Origin of the sequence: Aestuarium sp. (genome assembly GCF_023253315.1) — a bacterium.
GTDB lineage: Bacteria > Pseudomonadota > Alphaproteobacteria > Rhodobacterales > Rhodobacteraceae > Marivivens > Marivivens donghaensis.
Genome location: NZ_JALRGW010000002.1, coordinates 137,838 through 157,382, shown reverse-complemented (window position 1 = coordinate 157,382; position 19,545 = coordinate 137,838). Strand labels below are relative to the sequence as shown.

Genomic DNA, 19,545 nt, shown 5'->3' with positions numbered 1-19,545 from the left:
GGTGACCGATAAGACAGACATTCCCGCCTTGGCGCTCGACTGGCATCGGTCTGGCCGTGGTGCTGTTTTGGCGACTGTGGTTGAAACATGGGGCTCCGCGCCGCGTCCAATCGGGTCACAACTTGTCGTCGACCGTGACGGCGCGATGGAAGGCTCTGTCTCGGGCGGTTGCGTCGAAGGTGCCGTGATCACCGAGAGCTTTGATGCGATCGACGATGGTAAGGCCCGATTGCTGGATTTTGGCGTCAGCGATGACACGGCCTTTGCCGTTGGGCTCGCCTGTGGTGGGCGCATTCGTGTACTGGTCGAACCTGTCGGTGGTGAAACGTTACACGAGGACCTCTTGGCCGATCTTGTTGCCCGCCGCGCGCGGCGCGAGGCCGTGGCCTATGTCGCTGATCTGGAAACGGGGGTGCGGCGGCTGGACGGCTTTGCCCAACATGAAGATCGATTCCGTGGCGATAAGTCGGGCGTTGAAGAGGACGGCCAGACCTTTGTCGCCATCCACAACCCGCCGCTTCGGATGATAGTGGTCGGTGCCGTGCATATCGCCCAACCTCTTGTGCAAATGGCCCGTGCCTGTGGCTATGACCCGATCTTGGTCGACCCGCGTCCTGTTTTTGGCTCCGAGGATCGTTTCCCGAATGAGGTGATTTCGGACGATTGGCCAGATGAGGCGATGGAGAAGATCGGGCTCGACCCGAGGACGGCGGTTGTCACACTGACCCATGATCCGAAGCTGGATGATCCTGCGATCCGTTCAGCGCTGGGCTCTGACGTGTTCTACCTCGGCTGTTTGGGGTCCACACGCACCCATGCGAAACGGGTCGAACGGCTAAAGGCGGACGGTTTTACGGACGACCAGATTGCCAGCATCCATGCGCCTGTTGGTCTGAATATCGGTGCGAAGTCGCCTTCAGAGATTGCGGTCAGCATCATGGCCCAAATCACCGAAAGGCTGCGTAAAGGATGAAATTCGGGCCTGTTCCTTTAGCTGACGCCCTTGGCACGATCCTCGCCCATTCCATCGCTTTGCCCAAAGGCAAATTGGCTAAGGGGCGATGGTTAACTGAGGATGACATTGCGCAGCTCGCGGCGCTGGGCATGGACGAAGTTATCGTCGCGCGGCTCGAGGCAGACGATATTCACGAGGACGAGGCAGCAACACGGCTCGCGCAGGCTTTGGTTCCTAACCCAGAGGCGCAAGGACTGCGCCTGTCCAAGGCAACGACGGGTCGTGTGAACCTCATTGCGACGGGCGCGGGTGTTGCTCAGATCAATGTGGATGCCGTGAATGCACTTAACGCGGTTCACCCCATGATCACCCTCGCCACGGTCCCTGCGTGGCACCGATGCGACCCCGATACGATGATCGGGACGGTTAAGATCATTTCTTATGGCGTGCCCGAGGATGCGCTGAACACGGCGGTCGAAGCCGCCCGTTCCGCGATTCACATCCGTCCGCCACAGTATAAGACGGCGACCTTGATCGAGACCCGAACGACCGACGAAATCCCGTCGGATAAGGGGCGGCGTGCGACTAACGGTCGTCTGTTTCGACTTAATATGTCTCTGACTGAACGGGTTGTGGTGCCTCATCGGACGGACGACATTGCGGCAGCGATTGCCGAGGCTTCGGGCGATATTGTGCTGATCCTGACGGCCTCTGCGACCTCTGATCCGATGGACGTTGCGCCCTCGGCGGTGCGGTTGGCTGGTGGCAAGGTGACACGTTTTGGGATGCCAGTGGATCCCGGAAACCTGCTGTTCCTTGGCGAAGTCGGCAATCGTCCTGTGATTGGGCTTCCTGGGTGTGCGCGGTCCCCTGCGCTGAATGGGGCGGACTGGGTGCTCGAACGCGTGATATGTGGCGTACCCATCGGAGATGCCGAAATCTCGGCTATGGGGGTAGGGGGATTGCTTAAGGAAATTCCGACGCGTCCGCGCCCACGCGAAGGCTGAAACAAAAAAGCCGCCCTAAAAGGCGGCTTTCTCATTCGATTGTCCGAAATTTACTTCGGAAGCGGCCCAATCATCATGACCATCTGGCGGCCTTCCATTTTCGGCATGTTCTCGATCTTGCCGAATTCGGTGATGTCCGTAGCGATCTGTTCCAGCAGTTGGCGGCCCAAATCTTGGTGCGCCATTTCGCGGCCACGGAATCGCAGGGTCACTTTGACCTTGTCGCCATTGCCAAGGAACTTGAGCACGGAACGCATTTTAACGTCATAGTCGTGCTTGTCTGTACCAGGGCGGAACTTGACCTCTTTGATCTCGATGATCTTCTGCTTCTTACGCGCTTCGGCCTCTTTCTTCTGCTGTTCATATTTGAACTTGCCGAAGTCCATGATCTTACACACGGGCGGCGTCGCGTTGGGCGAGATTTCAACGAGGTCTAAACCAGCCTCTTCCGCCATTTGGAGCGCTTGCGCTGGCGTTACAACGCCGACGTTCTCTCCTTCGGCGCCGATGAGGCGGATTTCGGGGCACCGAATGCGTTCATTGATACGGGGTCCAGTGTCACGCACCGGCGGTGCGTTATGAGGTCTGCGGGCTATGGCCTTAGTCCTTTCGGCGGTTGTAATTTGGCACGCAACCTAGTCTTGGCTGCGATTTTCCGCAACCCGCAAATGCGTTTGCCACAAGGTCGTAGTAATTCAGCGCCACATGTGACTTTAAAGTTGCGTGATGTCGTGCCATTACACGCATGGGGGCCTGAGTTGGGGCCGATCTGTAGTTTGGAAGGACGATATTATGAGAGCGTTTGTTATTATTGTGGTCGCCGCGATTCTCGGCTTTTTCGGTTATGAATTTGCCGCCAACGGTCGGACACCTGTTGAAGCCGTAAAAGGTCTGGTCGGTATTGCTGCCGAAGTTACTGACGATGCCGCTGGTGCTGCAACGGATGCAGCCGACGCCGCCGCTGAGGCCGCCACTGATGCAGTAGACACCGCAACTGAGGCTGCAGAAGCTGCGACTGAGGCGGTAACTGAAGCCGCATCTGCAGCTACTGAAGCCGCTGAGGCAGCAGCAGAGGCCGCTGCTGCCGCTGTTGAAGAAGCTGCAACCGCCGCGACTGAGGCTGCTGACGCTGCGACGACCGCTGCGACTGAAGCTGTTGATGCCGCTGCGACTGCTGCAACGGATGCAGTAGAAGGCGCGACCGAGGCTGCATCGGCTGCGGCTGATATGGCAACCACCGCCGCAACCGAAGCTGCTGACACTGCAACTGCAGCTGCTACTGAGGCTGCGGACGCTGCGACTGACGCCGTTGATGCAGCGACTGAGACTGCAGTTCAGGCTGCAACTGATGTGACCACGAGCGCCGGTAGTTTGATGGAAACCGCGACAGGCGCACTTGGCGCGCTGGACCCCTCGGCCATTCTCTCGGTCGAGAACTTTGACCCAGCCAAAGTAACCGCCCTGATTGAAGGGTCGTCGCTGTCCGATGGCATTAAGACCCAACTCGTTACTGCGGTTGAGGCTGCTGGTAATAACCCTGAGATGGTTCAAGGCGTGATTGACCAGATCAAGTCGGCGATGGGTCTGTAATTTTTGGCACATTCAGCTCTGGCTGAATTACGATAACTTCTTGGAAACGGGGCAGTTTTTCTGCCCCGTTTTCGTTTTTTTGGTGGTCTGTGCGAAGAGTTTCATTTTTTTGTCATAGGGCGCTTGACGCGCCCCGACGCACCGCTTAGAAGCCCCACACGTTCGGTGAGATACCGAAAAGAAGATACGCGGTTGTAGCTCAGTTGGTTAGAGTACCGGCCTGTCACGCCGGGGGTCGCGGGTTCGAGCCCCGTCAACCGCGCCACTTTCTTCCCTTTCCAGTTTTGAAAACGCAAAATGCCCTTGGCAATTTGTCGTGCTTTAATATATCACGTTTTTAAAATATATTGGAGGACGCAATGGCGTTTCTAGATTCCCTGCCTTGGAACCTTGTGATTTTGGCCTGTTTGACGCTGGGCCTCGCGCCGTTTTTCCCTGAACCGCATATCTGGGAAAAGCTAAAGATGTTAGCTGCGGGCGAGTTGGCGAAGCCGATTGATTTCTTTGACTTGATTATGCACGGCGCACCGTTTGTGCTGCTCGTTGCAAAGGGGCTGCGCACAATGATGGCGAGCTCATGAAAAAGGGGGCCGAGGCCCCCTTTGTTGTGTCGTATCAGTTGGCGCGTAACTCTTCGACGATCGACGCCATCTGGTCGAGAGGCACATACCCTCGCACCAATTGGTCATCAAAGACGAACGTCGGTGTGCCGCTGATCTGCAAACGCTGCGCCAGCTCCATGTTTGCCTGCAGCACACGTGCAACCTCTGGTGATGCCATCCGCTCAAAGATTGGCGCCGCATCGAAACCGACGGTCGATGCAAGTTGCGACAGGCTGTCTTGGGTGATGTCACCACGCATATTCATCAGAGTATCGTGGACAAATTTATAAGCGTCATCGCCATGAAGCTGCTGCACGGCAATCGCGAATTGTGACGCGAGGGTCGACTGATCACCAAGGATCGGCAGTTCCTTTACGATAAAGCGGATATTGCCATCGGTTTCCAAAAGCGTCTCAACCTCGGGGAAGGCGCGTTTGCAGTAGCCGCAGCGGTAATCCATGAACTCCACAATGGTAATGTCACCGTCAGGATTGCCGCCAACCCACGAAAACCCATCGTTCTGGATCGCGTCCATGTTCGTCTGGGCCATCTGCTGGTCAGCCATCGTTTCCGCTTGTGCCTGACGTTGTTCGAGAACACCGATGGCTTCCATTAGCACTTCGGGGTTGTCGAGCAGATATGCGCGGACTTCATCCCGAAACGCGCTGCGTTCGGCGTCGCTCATGGCCTCCAGATCGGTGGCGGCGGCTTGGGTAGCGAGACCCAAGGTCAGGGCGAGGGCGAGGCGTTTCATAGAGTTCTCCGATTTATAGTCCGGCAGAGTTGTGCATATCTGGGCGGTGGTGCCAAGGGTCCGATTGACGCGCGGCCCCTGCAAAGGCAAACAGGGGCAGAGCAGATAGACCATAAGAGGCATGACATGCGTGTTTCAAGGCGCGGGGCCGTTGATCCCTTTATCGTGATGGACGTGATGGAGTCCGCCCGCAAGGCCGAAGCCTCGGGGCGTCACATCATCCATATGGAGGTTGGGCAACCCGGAACGGGTGCGCCCAAAGCGGCACTGGATCGTTTGGCACGTGATATGGCAGAGGGTCCGCTGGGGTATACGGTGGCCTTGGGGATGCCAGAACTGCGGGCGCGTATCGCGCAGCATTATGGCGATTGGTATGACCTCGACATGAACCCAGAGCGGATCGTTGTGACCGCTGGGGCGTCTGGCGCGTTCCTGCTGGCCTTTACCGCGCTCTTTGATACAGGCGACCGCGTTGGCCTCGGTGCGCCGTGCTATCCGTCCTATCGTCAGATCCTTCGGTCGTTCGACCTGAACGCGGTTGATATTCCGACCACGCTAGAGGCGCGGTTCCAACCCGTTGCGGCGGACGTGGCGACCTACGACCTTCAAGGTTTGATCGTGGCCTCGCCTGCGAACCCGACAGGCACCATGTTGGGGCAGGGTGAGTTGACGGACCTCTCGGTGGCTTGTGCAGATCGCAATGCGGCGTTCATCTCGGACGAAATTTACCACGGGCTGGACTACGGCATTAAACCCGTGACCGCTGCGTCGGTGACCGATGAGGTCTATGTCATCAACTCGTTCAGCAAATACTTCAGCATGACAGGCTGGCGCGTGGGTTGGATGGTTGTGCCCGAAGACCACGTTCGGGTCGTCGAACGCATTGCACAGAACCAGTTCATTTGCCCGAGCCATGCGGCGCAACGGCTCGCGCTTTATGCGATGGATTGCAAAGAGGAACTGGACGGCAATGTTGCCAGCTATGCCCGCAATCGTGAGTTGATGATTGAGGGTCTGCCCAAGGCAGGCTTTACCAAGATCGCCCCGCCTGATGGTGCATTCTACGTCTATGCTGATGTGTCTGATTACACCGATGACAGCCTGAGCTTTGCGGCAGAAGTACTTGATAAATCTGGGGTTGCGGTGACGCCCGGTCTGGATTTTGACACGGTAAATGGCAAGCACTGGCTTCGGTTCTCCTATGCTCGCTCAACCCCCGATATCGAAGAAGGGCTTCGTAGGCTCACTAAATTCATGGAGGACCGTCGGTCATGATCCGCATCGTGGGGGCAGCGGTTCTGGCATGTTTGGGCGCGGCATCGCGGGCGCAGGACTTCACTGGTCTGGCGCGGCTTGATGTGACCCATTCGGTGATCGAGGATTCATGGGGCAAAACGACAGTCGATTTATTCCTGTCGCAGCCTGTGCCTTGGCGGGTGTTTACGCTCGATGATCCGCGCCGACTGATTTTGGACTTTCGCGAGATTGACTGGCGAGGCGCGGACAAGGCGACCTTGGATCAATCGGACCGCGTGAGCGACCTTCGGTTTGGGGCGCTGCGGCCAGGGTGGTCGCGGATGGTGGTTGATCTGTCCGACGCCATGATCGTGAGCCAAGCAGGGATGACGGTGAATACGGTTGACGGAACGGCGCGGTTGACGGTGAACCTGTCGCCAAGTTCGGACGCGGACTATGCCGCCGCCGCAGGTGCGCCCAGCGATCCGGGTTGGGATATGCTGAACACCGTTGATCCTACTGCGCCGCCAGTCGCTGCGGTCGATGATGGTATCCTGACTGTCGTGATTGACCCCGGTCATGGTGGCATTGACCCCGGTGCCGAGCGGGATGGACTGCGTGAGGCGGACCTCATGCTGCAACTGGCTGTTGAAGTAGCGCAGACGATGAACCGGATGGAAGGGATGCGCGCTGTGCTGACCCGCCAGACGGATGTGTTCGTGCCGCTTGAGGAACGGATTTCCATTGCCCGTAGGTCTGGCGCAGATGTGCTATTGTCGCTTCATGCGGATGCTTTGGACGGGGATGAGATTACCTCGGGCGCATCGGTCTATACCCTTAGCGATCAGGCCCAAGAGGATGCGTCCTTGCGTATGGCAGAACGGCATGATCGTGGGGACCTCTTGGCTGGGTTGGATTTGACGGGCCAAGACGACACGGTCGCGACGGTTCTAATGGACCTTGCTCGCACGGAAACCGCGCCGCAGAGCGATACTTTAGCGGACGCATTGGTTCAGGCGCTGATGGATACGAATGCGCGGGTGAACAACACACCACGACGCGAGGCGCTCTTGGCCGTTTTGAACGCGGCGGATTTCCCGTCAGCCTTGGTTGAGGTCGGGTTCCTATCGAACCCACAAGACCGTGACGCACTCCGTTCTGCCGAAGGGCGGGCACGGGTTGTTGCGGGAATCGTCCTTGCCGTTCAACGCTGGGCCAATTCCGAAGCTGCGAAAGACGCGCTTAGACGCCAGTAAACCGAGCGAGCCATACCGTCCGATCGCCGCAGTCGGGGTCTTCGGCCTTGTGCGCGACGACGGTAAAGCCTGCTGCCTCTAGTTCGTGGCGATAACCCGCCTCGGACAGGGAGGCGTGATAGATCGGGGTGCCTTCGACCGACCCGATGGAAACACCCTCATCAGGGCCACTGGTGAACATCAGCGCAGCGTTGTCGGCGGCATGGGCTGCAAACACCGCGAACATAGCGCGCTGATCTGCGGGTGAGAGGTGAAAGAAACTATCCCACGCGAGGATCGCATCAAATTTCTCACCCAGATCAAGGCCACGCATATCGGCGCGAATAGAACGGGCGTTGGGCACGTTGGTTTGGAACAGGGCAATCATGCTCTCTGCCCCGTCAACGCCAGTTACAGCGATGCCACGATCAATGAGGTATTCCGCGATCGGGCGACCCGATCCGCATCCCAAGTCCAAGACACGGCGTTTCCCGCGATCATGCGGCGCAACCGCAATCATCCGGTCCAACCAGCGGCGTTCTGTCAAACGGCGGTCGCGGGACGTGGCCCAAGCAGGGCCGACTCGGTCATAGGTGGCAAGGATGCTTTCTGGCGTGCTCATGGCGCTGATTTGGTCCGTGGATCGCCAAGGGGCAATCCCTACCGTTCAAACCTATGCGAAAGCGGCGTTTTCATGCCGAAAGTGGTGCTTGCGGTTTTGACCTGACCCGCGACCCGCCCTATAAGCGGCGCACCAACCAAAGGGGTCAAACGCGTGCTGCGATTTATCATGTCGTTCTTCGGGGCTATCTTTACGATGGTCACGCTTGGTCTTGTGATGTTCGCGCTGATGCTCGGCGCGATTTTCACATTCTATGGCCGCGATTTGCCGTCCTATGAAACACTGTCGCAATACACGCCGAAAACGATCAGCCGTGTCTATTCTGGCGAAGGTCAGATCATCGACGAATTCGCTGTAGAACGCCGTCTGTTTACCCCATTTGATGAGATCCCGCCGCTGGTTCAGTACGCCTTTGTTTCGGCAGAAGATCAGAACTTCTTCACTCACCCTGGTTATGACATCCGCGGTATCGCGGCCGCTGCCGTTGAGGCGATCAAATCCCGTGGCGGTGAGGTGCGAGGTGCGTCGACGATCACCCAGCAGGTGATGAAGAACTTCCTTCTGTCGTCCGACCGCACGGCAGAGCGTAAAATCCGCGAACTGATCCTCGCCACGCGGATTGAGCGGGTAATGGACAAAAGCCGCATTCTCGAACTCTATCTGAACGAAATCTTCCTTGGTCAGAACTCGTATGGGGTCGCGGCTGCAGCACAGACCTATTTCAACAAACCGCTTGCGGACCTGTCTCCGGGTGAGGCGGCGTATCTTGCGGCTCTGGCGCAGCGTCCGGGCAACTTGCACCCCGTGCGCCAATATGACGATGCGGTCGCACGTCGGAACTACGTTCTGCGACGTTTGGCCGAGGATGGGTATATCACTCAGGCCGTTGCAGAGGCCGAACAGGCGCTGCCCCTGCGCACTGTGCAGTCGGGCGATTACGAAAGCTTCCGTTCGCAACTCCCGCCGCGCAACTACTTTACCGATGAAATTCGTCGTCAGCTGAGCCGCAACTTTGGCGAGGACGAGTTCTTTTCGGGTGGTCTATCAATCCGCGCGACCGTTGATCCCGACCTCCAGACCGTTGCAGAGCAATCGCTCCAGCGTGCGTTGGAAGAATACGACCGCAATCTAGGTATCTGGAATGGCACAGGGAAAACTGTGTCCACCGATGCATTGGGGAGCGAAGACAGTTGGCGTGCTGCACTGGCCGATGTCACCGTCCCGCGCGATATCGAACTGGTGAGCCATTGGTATCCCGCAGTCGTTCTGGGCATTGAGGACCAACAATTGCGCATCGGGATCGAAGGCGTTCCGGCGTCCGACGCCGAACCGCAGGTGGTTCCGCGATCTGACATCGATTGGATTCGCGGCAACTTCTTTGACAATTTCGAAGTTGGTGACGTGGTGCATGTCCGCCGTATGACTGCTGACGCTGATGGATCGTTCATCCGCTGGACGCTTCGTCAGGTGCCCAAGGTGCAGGGTGCCTTCATGGCGATGGACGTGAACACGGGCCGCGTTTTGTCGATGCAGGGCGGGTTTAGCTATCAATCGACCGAGTTGAACCGCGCGACCCAAGCGCGTCGCCAACCTGGTTCGGCCTTTAAACCCTTCGTCTATGCGGCAGCTCTCGACAGTGGCTATACGCCTGCAACCATCGTTGTCGACGCTCCGATCGAGATCAACACACCCCAAGGCCTCTGGCGTCCGCAGAACTCGTCCAACCAATTCTATGGTCCAACGCCGCTCCGCACGGGGATCGAACAGTCGCGTAACCTTATGACCATTCGTCTGGCCCAAGAGGTCGGGATGGATGTGGTTGCGGAATATGCAGAGCGGTTTGGCGTGTATGAGAACATGAACCAGTATCTTTCGGCCTCACTCGGGTCCGAAGAGACGACGCTGTTCAAACTCGTCGCTGCTTATTCGATGTTTGCGAACGGTGGGGAGCGGGTTGAGCCGACGCTCGTCGACCGCGTTCAGGACCGTTTTGGTAACACAGTCTACCGTCACGATGCGCGCACCTGCCTCGATTGCGGTGAGGCGTCATTGCCATCAGGGCAGGGGCCGACGATCCTGTCGAACCGTGATCGTATCATGAACGCGGTGACGGCGTATCAGCTGACCTCTATGATGGAAGGCGTTGTTAAGCGCGGCACCGCATCGAGCGTTATCAACCTGCCTGTGCCGATTGCAGGTAAAACAGGGACGACCAACGACGCCAAAGACGTTTGGTTCGTGGGCTTTTCCTCCAATATCGCTGCGGGCTGTTACATTGGTTATGACAACCCAACCCCGCTGGGCCGTGGCGCATATGGTGGTTCGATCTGTGGTCCTGTGTTCCAACGCTTTATGGAACAAGCAATCCAAGAGTTCGGTGGTGGTCGGTTTAAGGTGCCCGAGGACTGTCAGTTCATCAATATCGACCGTTTTACGGGCGCCCGTTTGCCGGAAGGTTCCGAAGGTCCGAACGTGATCGCAGAGTGTTTCCGTGTTGGCGAAGAGCCGATCTTTGGTGTGATGTTCGACGGTGGCTTTGCAATGTCGGCTGATCTCCCTCTCTTTGAAGAGGTGCAGCAGCAGACCCGCAACGTCACGACATCGGACGGTAATACCGCGACCGTTGGCCCGAATGCGTCCTTTGGGACCTTGTCGTCGGGCGGACTTTACTGACACCGACTTGCCCGTGCCGCTGGCAGGGGCTATGACGCGACCTAATCCGTCGGGGCCTGTCGCCCTGACCCTAAGACAGATGAGTTGACCCATGCGCGCCGAAACGCAGAACATTGTGAACGCCATCGAGAAATCGATCGACCTTCTTGCTCAGCGGATGGACTGGGAAACTGCGGAATACCGTTTGGAAGAATTCAACGCCCGCGTTGAAGACCCGACACTTTGGGACGATCCAGAAGGTGCGCAGAAACTGATGCGTGAGCGTCAGATGTTGGTGGATCAGATCGCTGGTCTGCGTGCGATCAAACAGGATCTTTCGGATAACCTCGAACTTATCGAACTTGGCGAAATGGAAGATGACGCCGATGTCGTGAAAGAAGCTGAGGAAGCACTGAAAGACTTGAAAGTGCGCGCCGCTGAGAAAGAGCTCGAAGCGCTCTTGGACGGTGAGGCGGACGGCAACGATACCTTCCTCGAGATTAACTCTGGCGCGGGCGGCACGGAATCCTGTGACTGGGCATCGATCCTTGCGCGTATGTATGTCCGTTGGGCGGAAAAGAAGGGCTACAAGGTCGAACTTCAGTCCGAAAGCCCGGGCGAAGAAGCTGGTATTAAATCCGCGGCCTACAAAATCAGCGGCCCGAATGCTTATGGCTGGCTGAAATCGGAATCGGGCGTGCACCGTCTGGTTCGTATTTCGCCCTACGATTCCGCTGCGCGTCGTCACACCTCGTTCTCATCCGTTTGGGTTTACCCTGTTGTAGACGACAACATCGAAATCGAGGTCAAACCGAACGACATCCGTATCGACACTTACCGTTCGTCAGGTGCGGGTGGTCAGCACGTGAACACGACCGACTCGGCGGTGCGTATCACCCACTTGCCTACGGGCATCGTGACGACCTCCTCGGAAAAGTCGCAGCACCAGAACCGTGATATCGCGATGAAAGCGCTGAAATCCCGTCTGTATCAGATGGAACTGGACCGCCGTAACGCCGATATTAACGCCGCTCACGAAGCCAAGGGTGACGCGGGTTGGGGTAACCAAATTCGGTCATACGTTCTGCAGCCCTATCAGATGGTCAAAGACCTTCGCACTGGCTATGAGACTTCGGATACCCAAGGCGTGCTGGATGGTGCGCTGGACGGACTGATGGCGGCAACGCTGGCGCATGGTGCATCGGGCAAATCCCGTGCAGAGGCCAATGCCGACGATTAAGGGCTATACCCTTAATTCCATATCATAAATACTACTTTGCGACTTGCGTCTCACCCCTTAGCCTTTGCAATAAGGTCAAGGGGAGAGGACCATTAATGACGCAAACTGTAGACACACCGCCTCCATCACAGATCCCGTTGATCGGGACCTTGGGCATGGCTGACATTTTCGCGGCACTCAAAGCGGGGATCTACGATTTCCGCCGCGCACCGCAGTTCGGCCTGTTCTTTTCGGCGGTCTACGTGGTGATCGGGTTCGGCCTGATTACACTGGGGGCAGGGCACGTGAGCTGGGTTCTGGCGACCTCGCTTGGCTTTCCTCTGGCAGCACCTTTTGCTGCGGTCGGCCTTTATGAAGTGTCTCGTCGTCTGGAAAACGGGCAGCCGTTGGTGTGGAAGGACGTGCTTGGCGTGGTCTGGCAGGAACGCACCCGCCAAATCCCGTGGATGGGCGCGATCATCGTGATCTACTTCCTGTTCTGGACCTTCCTCGCCCATATGCTCTTTGCGCTGACGATGGGGCTGTCGGCGATGCGCAACGTGATGACGAGCTTTGATGTGTTTCTGACGGCTGAAGGTCTGCGGATGATTGGGCTTGAACTGATTGTCGGCGCCGTTCTCGCGTTTTTGCTCTTTGCGATGACCGTCGTTAGCCTGCCGCTCCTCCTCGAAAAAGAGATCGATTTCATCACGGCCATGCTGTTGTCGATTCGGACCGTTGCATCGAACCTCTTTGTGATGCTGGTCTGGGCTGCGATGATCGCGATCCTTAGTCTGATCGCGCTCGCCCCTGCGTTTCTGGGGCTTATGGTGGTTCTACCCGTGTTGGGGCACGCCACATGGCATCTCTATCGGCGGGTCCTCTATGATCCCGTCTAAACGCAAAAGGGCGCCCGAGGGCGCCCTTTGTCATTCCATGTAATGACTGATTATTCAGCGTCTTTGGCAGCCGGAGCAGCCGGCATTTTCGGCTTAGCAGCACCACTGGTCGACAGTGGGTCGTCCTGACGCTGAACCGAGCCTTCGAAATGCGCGCCAGACTCGATTGCGATGGTCTTGTGAATGATGTCGCCTTCGACGCGTGCCGACGATGTCAGGCGCACTTTGAGGCCACGAACACGACCGATCACGCGGCCATTGATAACTACGTCGTCAGCAACAACTTCACCACGGATGGTTGCGGTTTCGCCAACGGTCATAAGGTGCGCACGGATATCGCCGTCAACCTGACCTTCGACTTGGATGTCGCCAGTGGTTTTCAGGTTGCCCTTAACATGCAGGTCAGACGACAGAATCGAAGCCGGTGCTTTGGGCTTGGAAACAGGCATGTCCATCTTTGGCGCAGAAGCCGGCGCAGGCACCGAAGTTTGTGCTGCGGTTTCGGTCGCTTTAGGACCCGGTTCGTTGATTTTGCTCTTAGAAAACATCTTGTCCAGCTCTTATGTAGATCATCGGATTGATTGCTTCGCCGCCGACACGAACCTCGTAGTGCAGGTGAGGTCCGGTTGAACGTCCAGAGTTCCCCATATCACCAATACGGTCCCCGCGCGAGACTCTTTGACCTCCTTGGACGCGGATCGCGTTCAAGTGACCGTAACGTGTCTCGATTCCGAACTCATGTTGGATTTTAACAAGGCGTCCGTAACCCGACGACCAACCCGCATGAGTGATCACACCGTCAGCGGTTGCGTAGATCGGAGTGCCCACAGGACCAGCAAAATCGGTGCCATAGTGCATACGGCCCCAGCGCATCCCGTAGCCCGAAGTAAAGCGGAAGTTATCCCGCACAGGCATAGAGAACGGCGCACGCTCTGCGGCAATACGATAGAGGTTAATGCGGTCCATCGACGACAGCAGTTCGTTTGCACGCGCCGTGTCAGGGTCCGCTTCGCCGCCATTGGTCGAGAATTGCAACGGGGTGAGCGGGCCACCTGTGCCTGAATACCCGCGACGTACTTGATCGAGCAGCGTATCGGTGTTCAGGCCAGCGGCACGGAACATATTGTCCAGTGGCTCAACAGACACCAGCATCGCTTCTTCAAGTTGGCGGAAAATCTCGTCGTTGCGCTCTTCCATGAGGCGCAGGTCCAGTTCCAACTCAGCGGCACGGTCGATTGCGCTCTGTGCGTCCGCTTCAATCTGGTCACGCTCAGCCGCGGTGTCAGCCAATGCCGATGCCAGAAGGTCGAGCGCTTCGTTCGAGACGCCACCCGTTGCGCCAGCGACCGAAGTGCCGTTTTGAACAGCCGCTTCCAGTGCGGCGATACGCTGCGACAGGTCCTGACGCTGGTTCATGGTACGGCGCAGGGTGGATTGGATCACCTCAATGCCTGTTTCCAGTTCGCGGCGGCGGTCCTCAGAGCTCAACAGCTCTGTCTGCATCACCGAAATCTGCGCGAGGGCAGAGCTAAACCGTGCTTGCGCTGCTGCGGCCTCTTCGGCGCGGCGGTCGCGTTCGGTCACAAGTGCCTGCAGGCGGGTTTCGTATTCGATCTGATCGCGACGAGCCTGATCGCGGAAGTTCCCCGCGCCAATGCTGTCCATCATTACGATTGCAGTAGCGATAATCGTCCAAGCGAGCACCATTGCGCCAGCGGTCCAAACGAAAAGCTGCATCTCTGAGCGAAGGCGGATGAACCGCGTTTCGGTGTCAGAGCGTAAAAACAGCCGCCGTTCTGGAAAACGCTTTTCAAGCGCTGCGTGCAATCTGGCCATCATTCGAGAGCGCAAGATCGTCGTCCTTGTTCTGTCCCAACCCATACAGACAGGGTCCCAACCTATCCATGCGGACGGTGTTAGCGGGCAGGGGATAGTGGCGCAACGCGTTTACGCAATTTTGCACAAATTGACGCGGTTACATGGGGTTGTGCGCGGTTTTTTGCCTAAATTCCCGATGCGCGAGCGGTGCGATCGGGTGTTTCGTCGGCAAGTGGCCAATAGAAGTCGGGCGGCAGTCCAGCTTCGGCTCGTTTTTCTTCGTTGAACGGGGGCTTCAGCGCACCGTGAAAATATCGCTGAACCAATGCGTGGAATGCAACCTTCGGGTCGAGGTCGTGACGACCGCAAAGGAAGTGAAACCACTTTGATCCATAGGCCACGTGATGGACTTCTTCGGCGTAGATAACGTTTAACGCCTCAACGGTCGCGTGATCTTTGGCCTGTTTGAACAGTCCTATCATGCCGGGGGTCACATCCAGACCTCGCGCCTCAAGCACCATTGGAACGACCGCCAACCGCCCCATCAGGTCGTCAGCCGTTTCTTCGGCGGATTGCCACATGCCAGCATGGGCGGGACAGGCACCGTAGTGGCTACCTTCTGCATGAAGGCGATCGCAGATCAGATTGAAATGTTTGGATTCTTCGTCCGCGGACTTTACCCAGTCGTCATAGAAACCAATCGGCATTTTGGTATCGGTGAACCGCGCGATGATGTCCCAATGCAGGTCAACGGCGTTCAGTTCGATGTGGGCCACCGCATGAAGCATCGCGATGCGACCTTCGGGCGAACCAGGTTTGCGGCGCGGCACGTCGCGTGGATCCAGCAGGTCAGGCTTTTCGGGGCGAGCGGGCCGCAGGGGCGGAGAGGCCGTGCCAATCTCGGGCGTTAGACCCTTTGCGCGGGCCTCAAACCACTCCGCAGCATAGCGGCGCGACAGTGCCGTTTTTTCATGACCATCTGCTGTGGTCAGAACCTCGCAAGCCATCTGCGCAAGTGGTTTCATCGGTCACCCCGTCTGTCGATTATGGGGCAGAGGTGCCTTCCTCTGCCCAAGAGGTCAAGGGCGAGTGGGCTCTGTCAGAGCGCCTTAACAGCCTCGAGGACTTCCTCGACGTGGCCCGCAACTTTAACCTTGTTCCAGACGCGTGCAATTTTGCCATCCGCGCCAATCAGGAACGTTGCGCGTTCGATGCCCATGTAGGTCTTGCCATACATGTTCTTTTCAACCCAGACGCCGTAGCGTTCGCACACATCGCCTTCTGCATCGGACAGGAGCGCGATTTTCAACCCGTGTTTGGCGCTGAACTTTTCATGTTTTGCGACAGTGTCTTTGGAGACGCCCAGAATAACCGCGCCAGCAGCGTCAAAGGCATCGACCATCTCGGTAAAGCCGATGGCTTCTTTTGTGCAGCCGGGCGTGTCATCCTTGGGATAGAAATAGAGGACAACGGGTTTTCCGTGAAAGTCTGACAGGCTGACGCTATTGCCGCCATCGCGGGGCAAGGTTACGTCAGGGGCAATATCACCGATGTCGGGGCGCGATTGGCTCATTTTATCCTCCGATTGGTTTTGAAAAGCGCTGCAGCGCGTGGCAATCTGTGTTCTAGAGCAGAACACCACAAATAAAAGGGGCCATCGGCCAAGGATGTCTGAGGCAGAGGAAAACACGTCCACCAAACCAAAGGTGAAGCCGGTTTGGCGCTCTGTCGTGCGCGGGCTTGCGATCCTTTTGGCGGTGCCAGTGGTCTTTGCCATCGTGGCTGGCGTCCTGCTGATTGACCGTGATGTTCGTGCGCCTCTGTGGTTGCAGACGCGGCTAGAGGCCAGTGCGACGCAGATGCTCAACGGTGGGTCGTTGGAGTTCGGCGAAATTCGTTTGAACGTTGGGCGGGATTTGCACCTGCGGGCGCGGCTGTCCAATGCGGTATTGCGGGATGCGGACGATGTGACGCTCGCACGTTTGCCTGCCGTTGATGCGCTGATTTCCCCGCGAGGTTTGCTGTTTCGCCGTGAAGTCCTCGTCCAAGAGGTGATTGTCTCAGGCGCGCAGGTCGGGTTCCTGCGGGCTGCAGATGGTTCCGTCGCCCTGTCGTTCGAGACAAATGGCGCGGCAGTCGGACAGGCGGACAACTTTGTCGAATTGCTGGATGACATTGACGCAGTTCTTGCGGGGCCTGCTCTAGAAGCGCTGGAACTAGTGCGGGCAGAGGGGCTGATCGTCAACTATTCAGATGCCCGCGCAAACCAAAGCTGGACGGTCGATGGCGGCGTTGTGACCTTGGATCTAACCAGTGGCGTGACCTCGTTGCGCGGTGCGTTCTCGCTTTTGTCGGGGCGTCCTTTTGTAACGGATGTTTCGTTATTCTTTGACAGTCCGAACAATCGCCGTGCGGCCAGCATGGGGTTTACGGTCCGGAATGGGATCGCGCGCGACCTTGCCGTGCAGACGCCAGCCTTGGGGTGGTTGTCGGTGCTTGATGCACCTGTGAACGCCTCCCTGCGGGCGAGCATTGATGATGAAGGTGGGTTGGGGCCAGTCTACGCCTCGCTCGAACTCACCGACGGTTTGATCCAACCAACTCCCGAAGCCCGTCCGATCCCGTTGCGCTATGCGCGGGCGTATCTGTCGTACTTGCCGCTACAGGGTAGGGTGTCGTTTGATCGTGCGGAACTGGATACAGAGTGGGGCACCATGTCCGCCTCTGGCCAAGCGTTCTTGCGCAATTGGAACGAAGGGGGATGGCCAGAGACGTTCGAAGGCCAGTTCAGCCTGCGTGATATCGCCCTGAACCCAGATGGCATGTTTGACGAGCCGCAAAAGATTGACGCGGCCTCTGCTGTAATGCGGATGACGCTTTCGCCATTTGCCATCGATATCGGGTCTGTCGACCTGCGCCTGTCGGATCAAGACATCCATGCCAGTGGCCGTATCACAGCCGACTCCAAAGGTTGGGGCGTGGCGGTTGATGCTTCGGCGGCGGCGCTTAATATCCCTGATTTCATGCCACTTTGGCCTGAGCAAGTTAAACCAGACACCCGTCGTTGGTTCGCGGAGAACCTCACAGATGGCTGGATTCGTGATGCGACTGTTGGTTTGCGGGTAGAGGCCGACCAGCCGCCTGTCGTCGCAACGACGGCGAGCTTTGACAACGCCCGTTTCAGGCCGACACCGAAACTCCCCTATATTGACGATGCTGCGGGCTTTGTCTCGATCGCGGATAATCGTTTGGCGATCATGCTCGATCAAGGGACCACGACACCGCCGCAAGGGGGATCGATAGATCTGTCGGGCACGGTGATGCAAATCGATGACGTGCGGATCAAAGGTAACGACGGCCACTTCACGATCCGTACTGATAGCACGCTGACCGCTGCGCTGTCGTACTTGGACCAGCCGCCGTTTGAATTTTTGACCAAAGCGGGTCAACCCGTGACTTTGGCCGATGCGCGCGCGGTTGGTGTGACAGAGCTCGTCGTGCCGCTGATCAATCCAATGCCACCGAACAGCCTACGGTTTCAGTCCGACTACACATTGCGGAACCTGCGATCCGATACGCTGGTCCCGGGGCAGCGGCTTACGGCGGCAATGGCCAATGTCGATGTGAACAACACCGGCATCACAGTGTCGGGCAACGCGCAGCTCGGACAGGTGCCTCTGACCGTAGAATGGAGCCAAGCGCTAGGACGTGATGCGCCAAAGGTCAGCACGGTGATCGGACAGGTCGAAGTTTCGCCGACATTCTTATCTCAGTTCAACATCAACCTCCCCGCAAATACGGTGCGCGGCTCCACAATGGCCGATCTTCGGATCGACTTGGAACGGGATACTAAGCCTGCGTTTTCCCTATCCTCGCAGATGGTCGGGGCGGAAGTATCATTGCCCTCTGTCGGATGGGTGAAGCCTGCAGGTCAATCGGGCGAATTTTCAATTTCGGGCCGACTGTCCAATCCGCCGCAGATCGACGCGCTGCGAATTCGTGGGAATGGCTTTAGTGCGGACGGTGCACTGACGCTGAATGCAGATGGAACCATGGACCGGGCCGATTTTGGCGAGGTCACAATCGGGAACTGGTTTGACGGGGCGGTGGAGCTTATCGGGCGCGGTGCAGGTCGTGCGCCAGATACCCAAGTCACCAATGGTCGTTTTGATTTACGAGGCGCGAAGACCTCTGGCGGGGCAAACGCGGGGGCGCTCATGGCTCAACTGGATCGTTTGACGATCAGCGATGGCATTTACCTGAGCAACTTCCGTGGTGAATTCTCGGACGAGGGTGGCTTCCATGGGAATTTTACAGGCACGCTGAATGACATCGCGCCTGTGCGGGGACGGTTAGAGACGACGGCGAATGGCCCTGCTGTGCGGATTTTGGCGGACAATGGCGGAGTCGTGGCTCAGGCCATGGGGCTGCTCGACAATGCCAACGGCGACGCGCTCGAAATGATCCTGACCCCAACGGGCGCAGAGGGCACCTATGACGGTGTTCTAACGATTAAGAACCTTCAGGTGCGTCAGGCGCCGACACTCGCTGCCTTGCTGGATGCCATCAGCGTTGTTGGTCTGTTGCAGCAGATGAACGGGCAGGGGCTCACCTTTGCCGATGTGGAAGCGACGTTCAGACTGACGCCTGATCAGATCATTGTCACGGAATCGAGTGCGGTTGGCCCAGGTTTGGGAATTTCTCTCGATGGCACCTATGACATTGCCCAGAGCGAAATGGATTTTCAGGGTGTGATTTCCCCTGTTTATCTTCTGAATGGCATCGGTTCCGTGCTGACCCGACCGGGTGAGGGTCTCTTTGGCTTCAATTATACGCTGCGGGGGACTAAAGGGGCGCAACGGATTTCGGTGAATCCTCTGTCAGCCCTAACACCGGGGATGTTCCGCAATATATTCCGTCGACCACCGCCCCAAGTGAGCCAATAGGACCTACGCA

17 protein-coding genes and 1 tRNA gene are annotated in these 19,545 nt (G+C 57.6%); 11 read left to right on the top strand and 7 right to left on the bottom strand.

Annotated features, from left to right (window positions below):
- Position 1 precedes the first annotated feature (1 nt).
- Both AC1QQ2_RS02400 and AC1QQ2_RS02395 read left to right on the top strand, forming a co-directional pair.
- A complete protein-coding gene (locus AC1QQ2_RS02400) occupies positions 2–973 on the top strand; it encodes an XdhC family protein (protein WP_479711936.1) in 972 nt (323 codons plus the stop codon).
- Positions 970–1,962 (top strand): molybdopterin-binding protein, encoded by a 993-nt coding sequence (locus AC1QQ2_RS02395; protein WP_479711935.1) that lies wholly within the window; start codon positions 970–972, stop codon positions 1,960–1,962. The genes AC1QQ2_RS02400 and AC1QQ2_RS02395 overlap by 4 nt, the downstream gene beginning before the upstream one ends.
- Before the next feature lie 50 nt (positions 1,963–2,012).
- Here the strand turns inward: AC1QQ2_RS02395 and infC are convergent, their stop codons facing one another.
- Complete coding sequence (gene infC, locus AC1QQ2_RS02390) at positions 2,013–2,528, bottom strand: translation initiation factor IF-3 (protein ID WP_479711934.1); 516 nt, start codon at positions 2,526–2,528, stop codon at positions 2,013–2,015.
- Positions 2,529–2,754: 226 nt separating this feature from the next.
- Between infC and AC1QQ2_RS02385 the strand changes: the two genes are divergently transcribed.
- From AC1QQ2_RS02385 to AC1QQ2_RS02375, 3 genes are all read left to right on the top strand, one after another.
- Positions 2,755–3,552, top strand: coding sequence for a translation initiation factor 3 (locus AC1QQ2_RS02385; protein WP_479711933.1), 798 nt, complete (start codon positions 2,755–2,757; stop codon positions 3,550–3,552).
- A 188-nt stretch (positions 3,553–3,740) separates the two neighbouring features.
- Positions 3,741–3,817, top strand: a tRNA-Asp gene (locus tag AC1QQ2_RS02380).
- Between the two features lie 94 nt (positions 3,818–3,911).
- Positions 3,912–4,133, top strand: a complete 222-nt coding sequence (locus tag AC1QQ2_RS02375; protein ID WP_479711932.1) for an RND transporter — start codon at positions 3,912–3,914, stop codon at positions 4,131–4,133.
- 34 nt (positions 4,134–4,167) lie between these two features.
- Here the strand turns inward: AC1QQ2_RS02375 and AC1QQ2_RS02370 are convergent, their stop codons facing one another.
- A complete protein-coding gene (locus tag AC1QQ2_RS02370) occupies positions 4,168–4,908 on the bottom strand; it encodes a DsbA family protein (protein WP_479711931.1) in 741 nt (246 codons plus the stop codon).
- Positions 4,909–5,034: 126 nt separating this feature from the next.
- On the opposite strand from AC1QQ2_RS02370, the gene AC1QQ2_RS02365 reads away from it, so the two are divergent.
- Together AC1QQ2_RS02365 and AC1QQ2_RS02360 are read left to right on the top strand one after the other, a co-directional pair.
- Positions 5,035–6,183, top strand: a complete 1,149-nt coding sequence (locus tag AC1QQ2_RS02365) for a pyridoxal phosphate-dependent aminotransferase (RefSeq protein WP_479711930.1) — start codon at positions 5,035–5,037, stop codon at positions 6,181–6,183.
- Positions 6,180–7,400 carry an N-acetylmuramoyl-L-alanine amidase gene (locus tag AC1QQ2_RS02360; protein ID WP_479711929.1) on the top strand — a complete coding sequence of 407 codons (1,221 nt, stop codon included), beginning with the start codon at positions 6,180–6,182 and terminating at the stop codon, positions 7,398–7,400. Before AC1QQ2_RS02365 ends, AC1QQ2_RS02360 begins: the two co-directional genes overlap by 4 nt.
- On the opposite strand, the gene AC1QQ2_RS02355 is transcribed toward AC1QQ2_RS02360, so the two are convergent.
- On the bottom strand, positions 7,387–8,001 hold the full coding sequence (locus AC1QQ2_RS02355; RefSeq protein ID WP_479711928.1) for a methyltransferase domain-containing protein: 615 nt from the start codon (positions 7,999–8,001) through the stop codon (positions 7,387–7,389). The two genes, AC1QQ2_RS02360 and AC1QQ2_RS02355, sit on opposite strands and share 14 nt — an antisense overlap.
- Before the next feature lie 153 nt (positions 8,002–8,154).
- Here AC1QQ2_RS02355 and AC1QQ2_RS02350 point away from each other — a divergent pair, with 153 nt between their 5' ends.
- The 3 genes from AC1QQ2_RS02350 (at position 8,155) to AC1QQ2_RS02340 (ending at position 12,771) form a co-directional block, all read left to right on the top strand.
- A complete protein-coding gene (locus AC1QQ2_RS02350) occupies positions 8,155–10,674 on the top strand; it encodes a penicillin-binding protein 1A (RefSeq protein ID WP_479711927.1) in 2,520 nt (839 codons plus the stop codon).
- Between the two features lie 91 nt (positions 10,675–10,765).
- Positions 10,766–11,893 carry a peptide chain release factor 2 gene (gene prfB, locus AC1QQ2_RS02345; protein ID WP_105235341.1) on the top strand — a complete coding sequence of 376 codons (1,128 nt, stop codon included), beginning with the start codon at positions 10,766–10,768 and terminating at the stop codon, positions 11,891–11,893.
- A gap of 95 nt (positions 11,894–11,988) precedes the next feature.
- Positions 11,989–12,771 (top strand): DUF2189 domain-containing protein, encoded by a 783-nt coding sequence (locus AC1QQ2_RS02340; protein ID WP_479711926.1) that lies wholly within the window; start codon positions 11,989–11,991, stop codon positions 12,769–12,771.
- 50 nt (positions 12,772–12,821) lie between these two features.
- Here the strand turns inward: AC1QQ2_RS02340 and AC1QQ2_RS02335 are convergent, their stop codons facing one another.
- The 4 genes from AC1QQ2_RS02335 to bcp all read right to left on the bottom strand — a co-directional run bounded on the left by AC1QQ2_RS02335 (position 12,822) and on the right by bcp (position 16,162).
- Entirely contained in the window at positions 12,822–13,319 is a 498-nt protein-coding gene (locus AC1QQ2_RS02335; RefSeq protein ID WP_479711925.1) for a bactofilin family protein, read from the bottom strand.
- Positions 13,309–14,607 carry a DUF5930 domain-containing protein gene (locus AC1QQ2_RS02330; protein WP_479712003.1) on the bottom strand — a complete coding sequence of 433 codons (1,299 nt, stop codon included), beginning with the start codon at positions 14,605–14,607 and terminating at the stop codon, positions 13,309–13,311. The genes AC1QQ2_RS02335 and AC1QQ2_RS02330 overlap by 11 nt, the downstream gene beginning before the upstream one ends.
- A 167-nt stretch (positions 14,608–14,774) precedes the next feature.
- Positions 14,775–15,614 (bottom strand): ferritin-like domain-containing protein, encoded by an 840-nt coding sequence (locus tag AC1QQ2_RS02325; protein WP_479711924.1) that lies wholly within the window; start codon positions 15,612–15,614, stop codon positions 14,775–14,777.
- A 74-nt stretch (positions 15,615–15,688) separates the two neighbouring features.
- Positions 15,689–16,162 (bottom strand): thioredoxin-dependent thiol peroxidase, encoded by a 474-nt coding sequence (gene bcp / locus AC1QQ2_RS02320; protein WP_105235337.1) that lies wholly within the window; start codon positions 16,160–16,162, stop codon positions 15,689–15,691.
- A 94-nt stretch (positions 16,163–16,256) separates the two neighbouring features.
- Here bcp and AC1QQ2_RS02315 point away from each other — a divergent pair, with 94 nt between their 5' ends.
- Positions 16,257–19,535, top strand: coding sequence for a YhdP family protein (locus tag AC1QQ2_RS02315; protein ID WP_479711923.1), 3,279 nt, complete (start codon positions 16,257–16,259; stop codon positions 19,533–19,535).
- Positions 19,536–19,545: the final 10 nt, after the last annotated feature.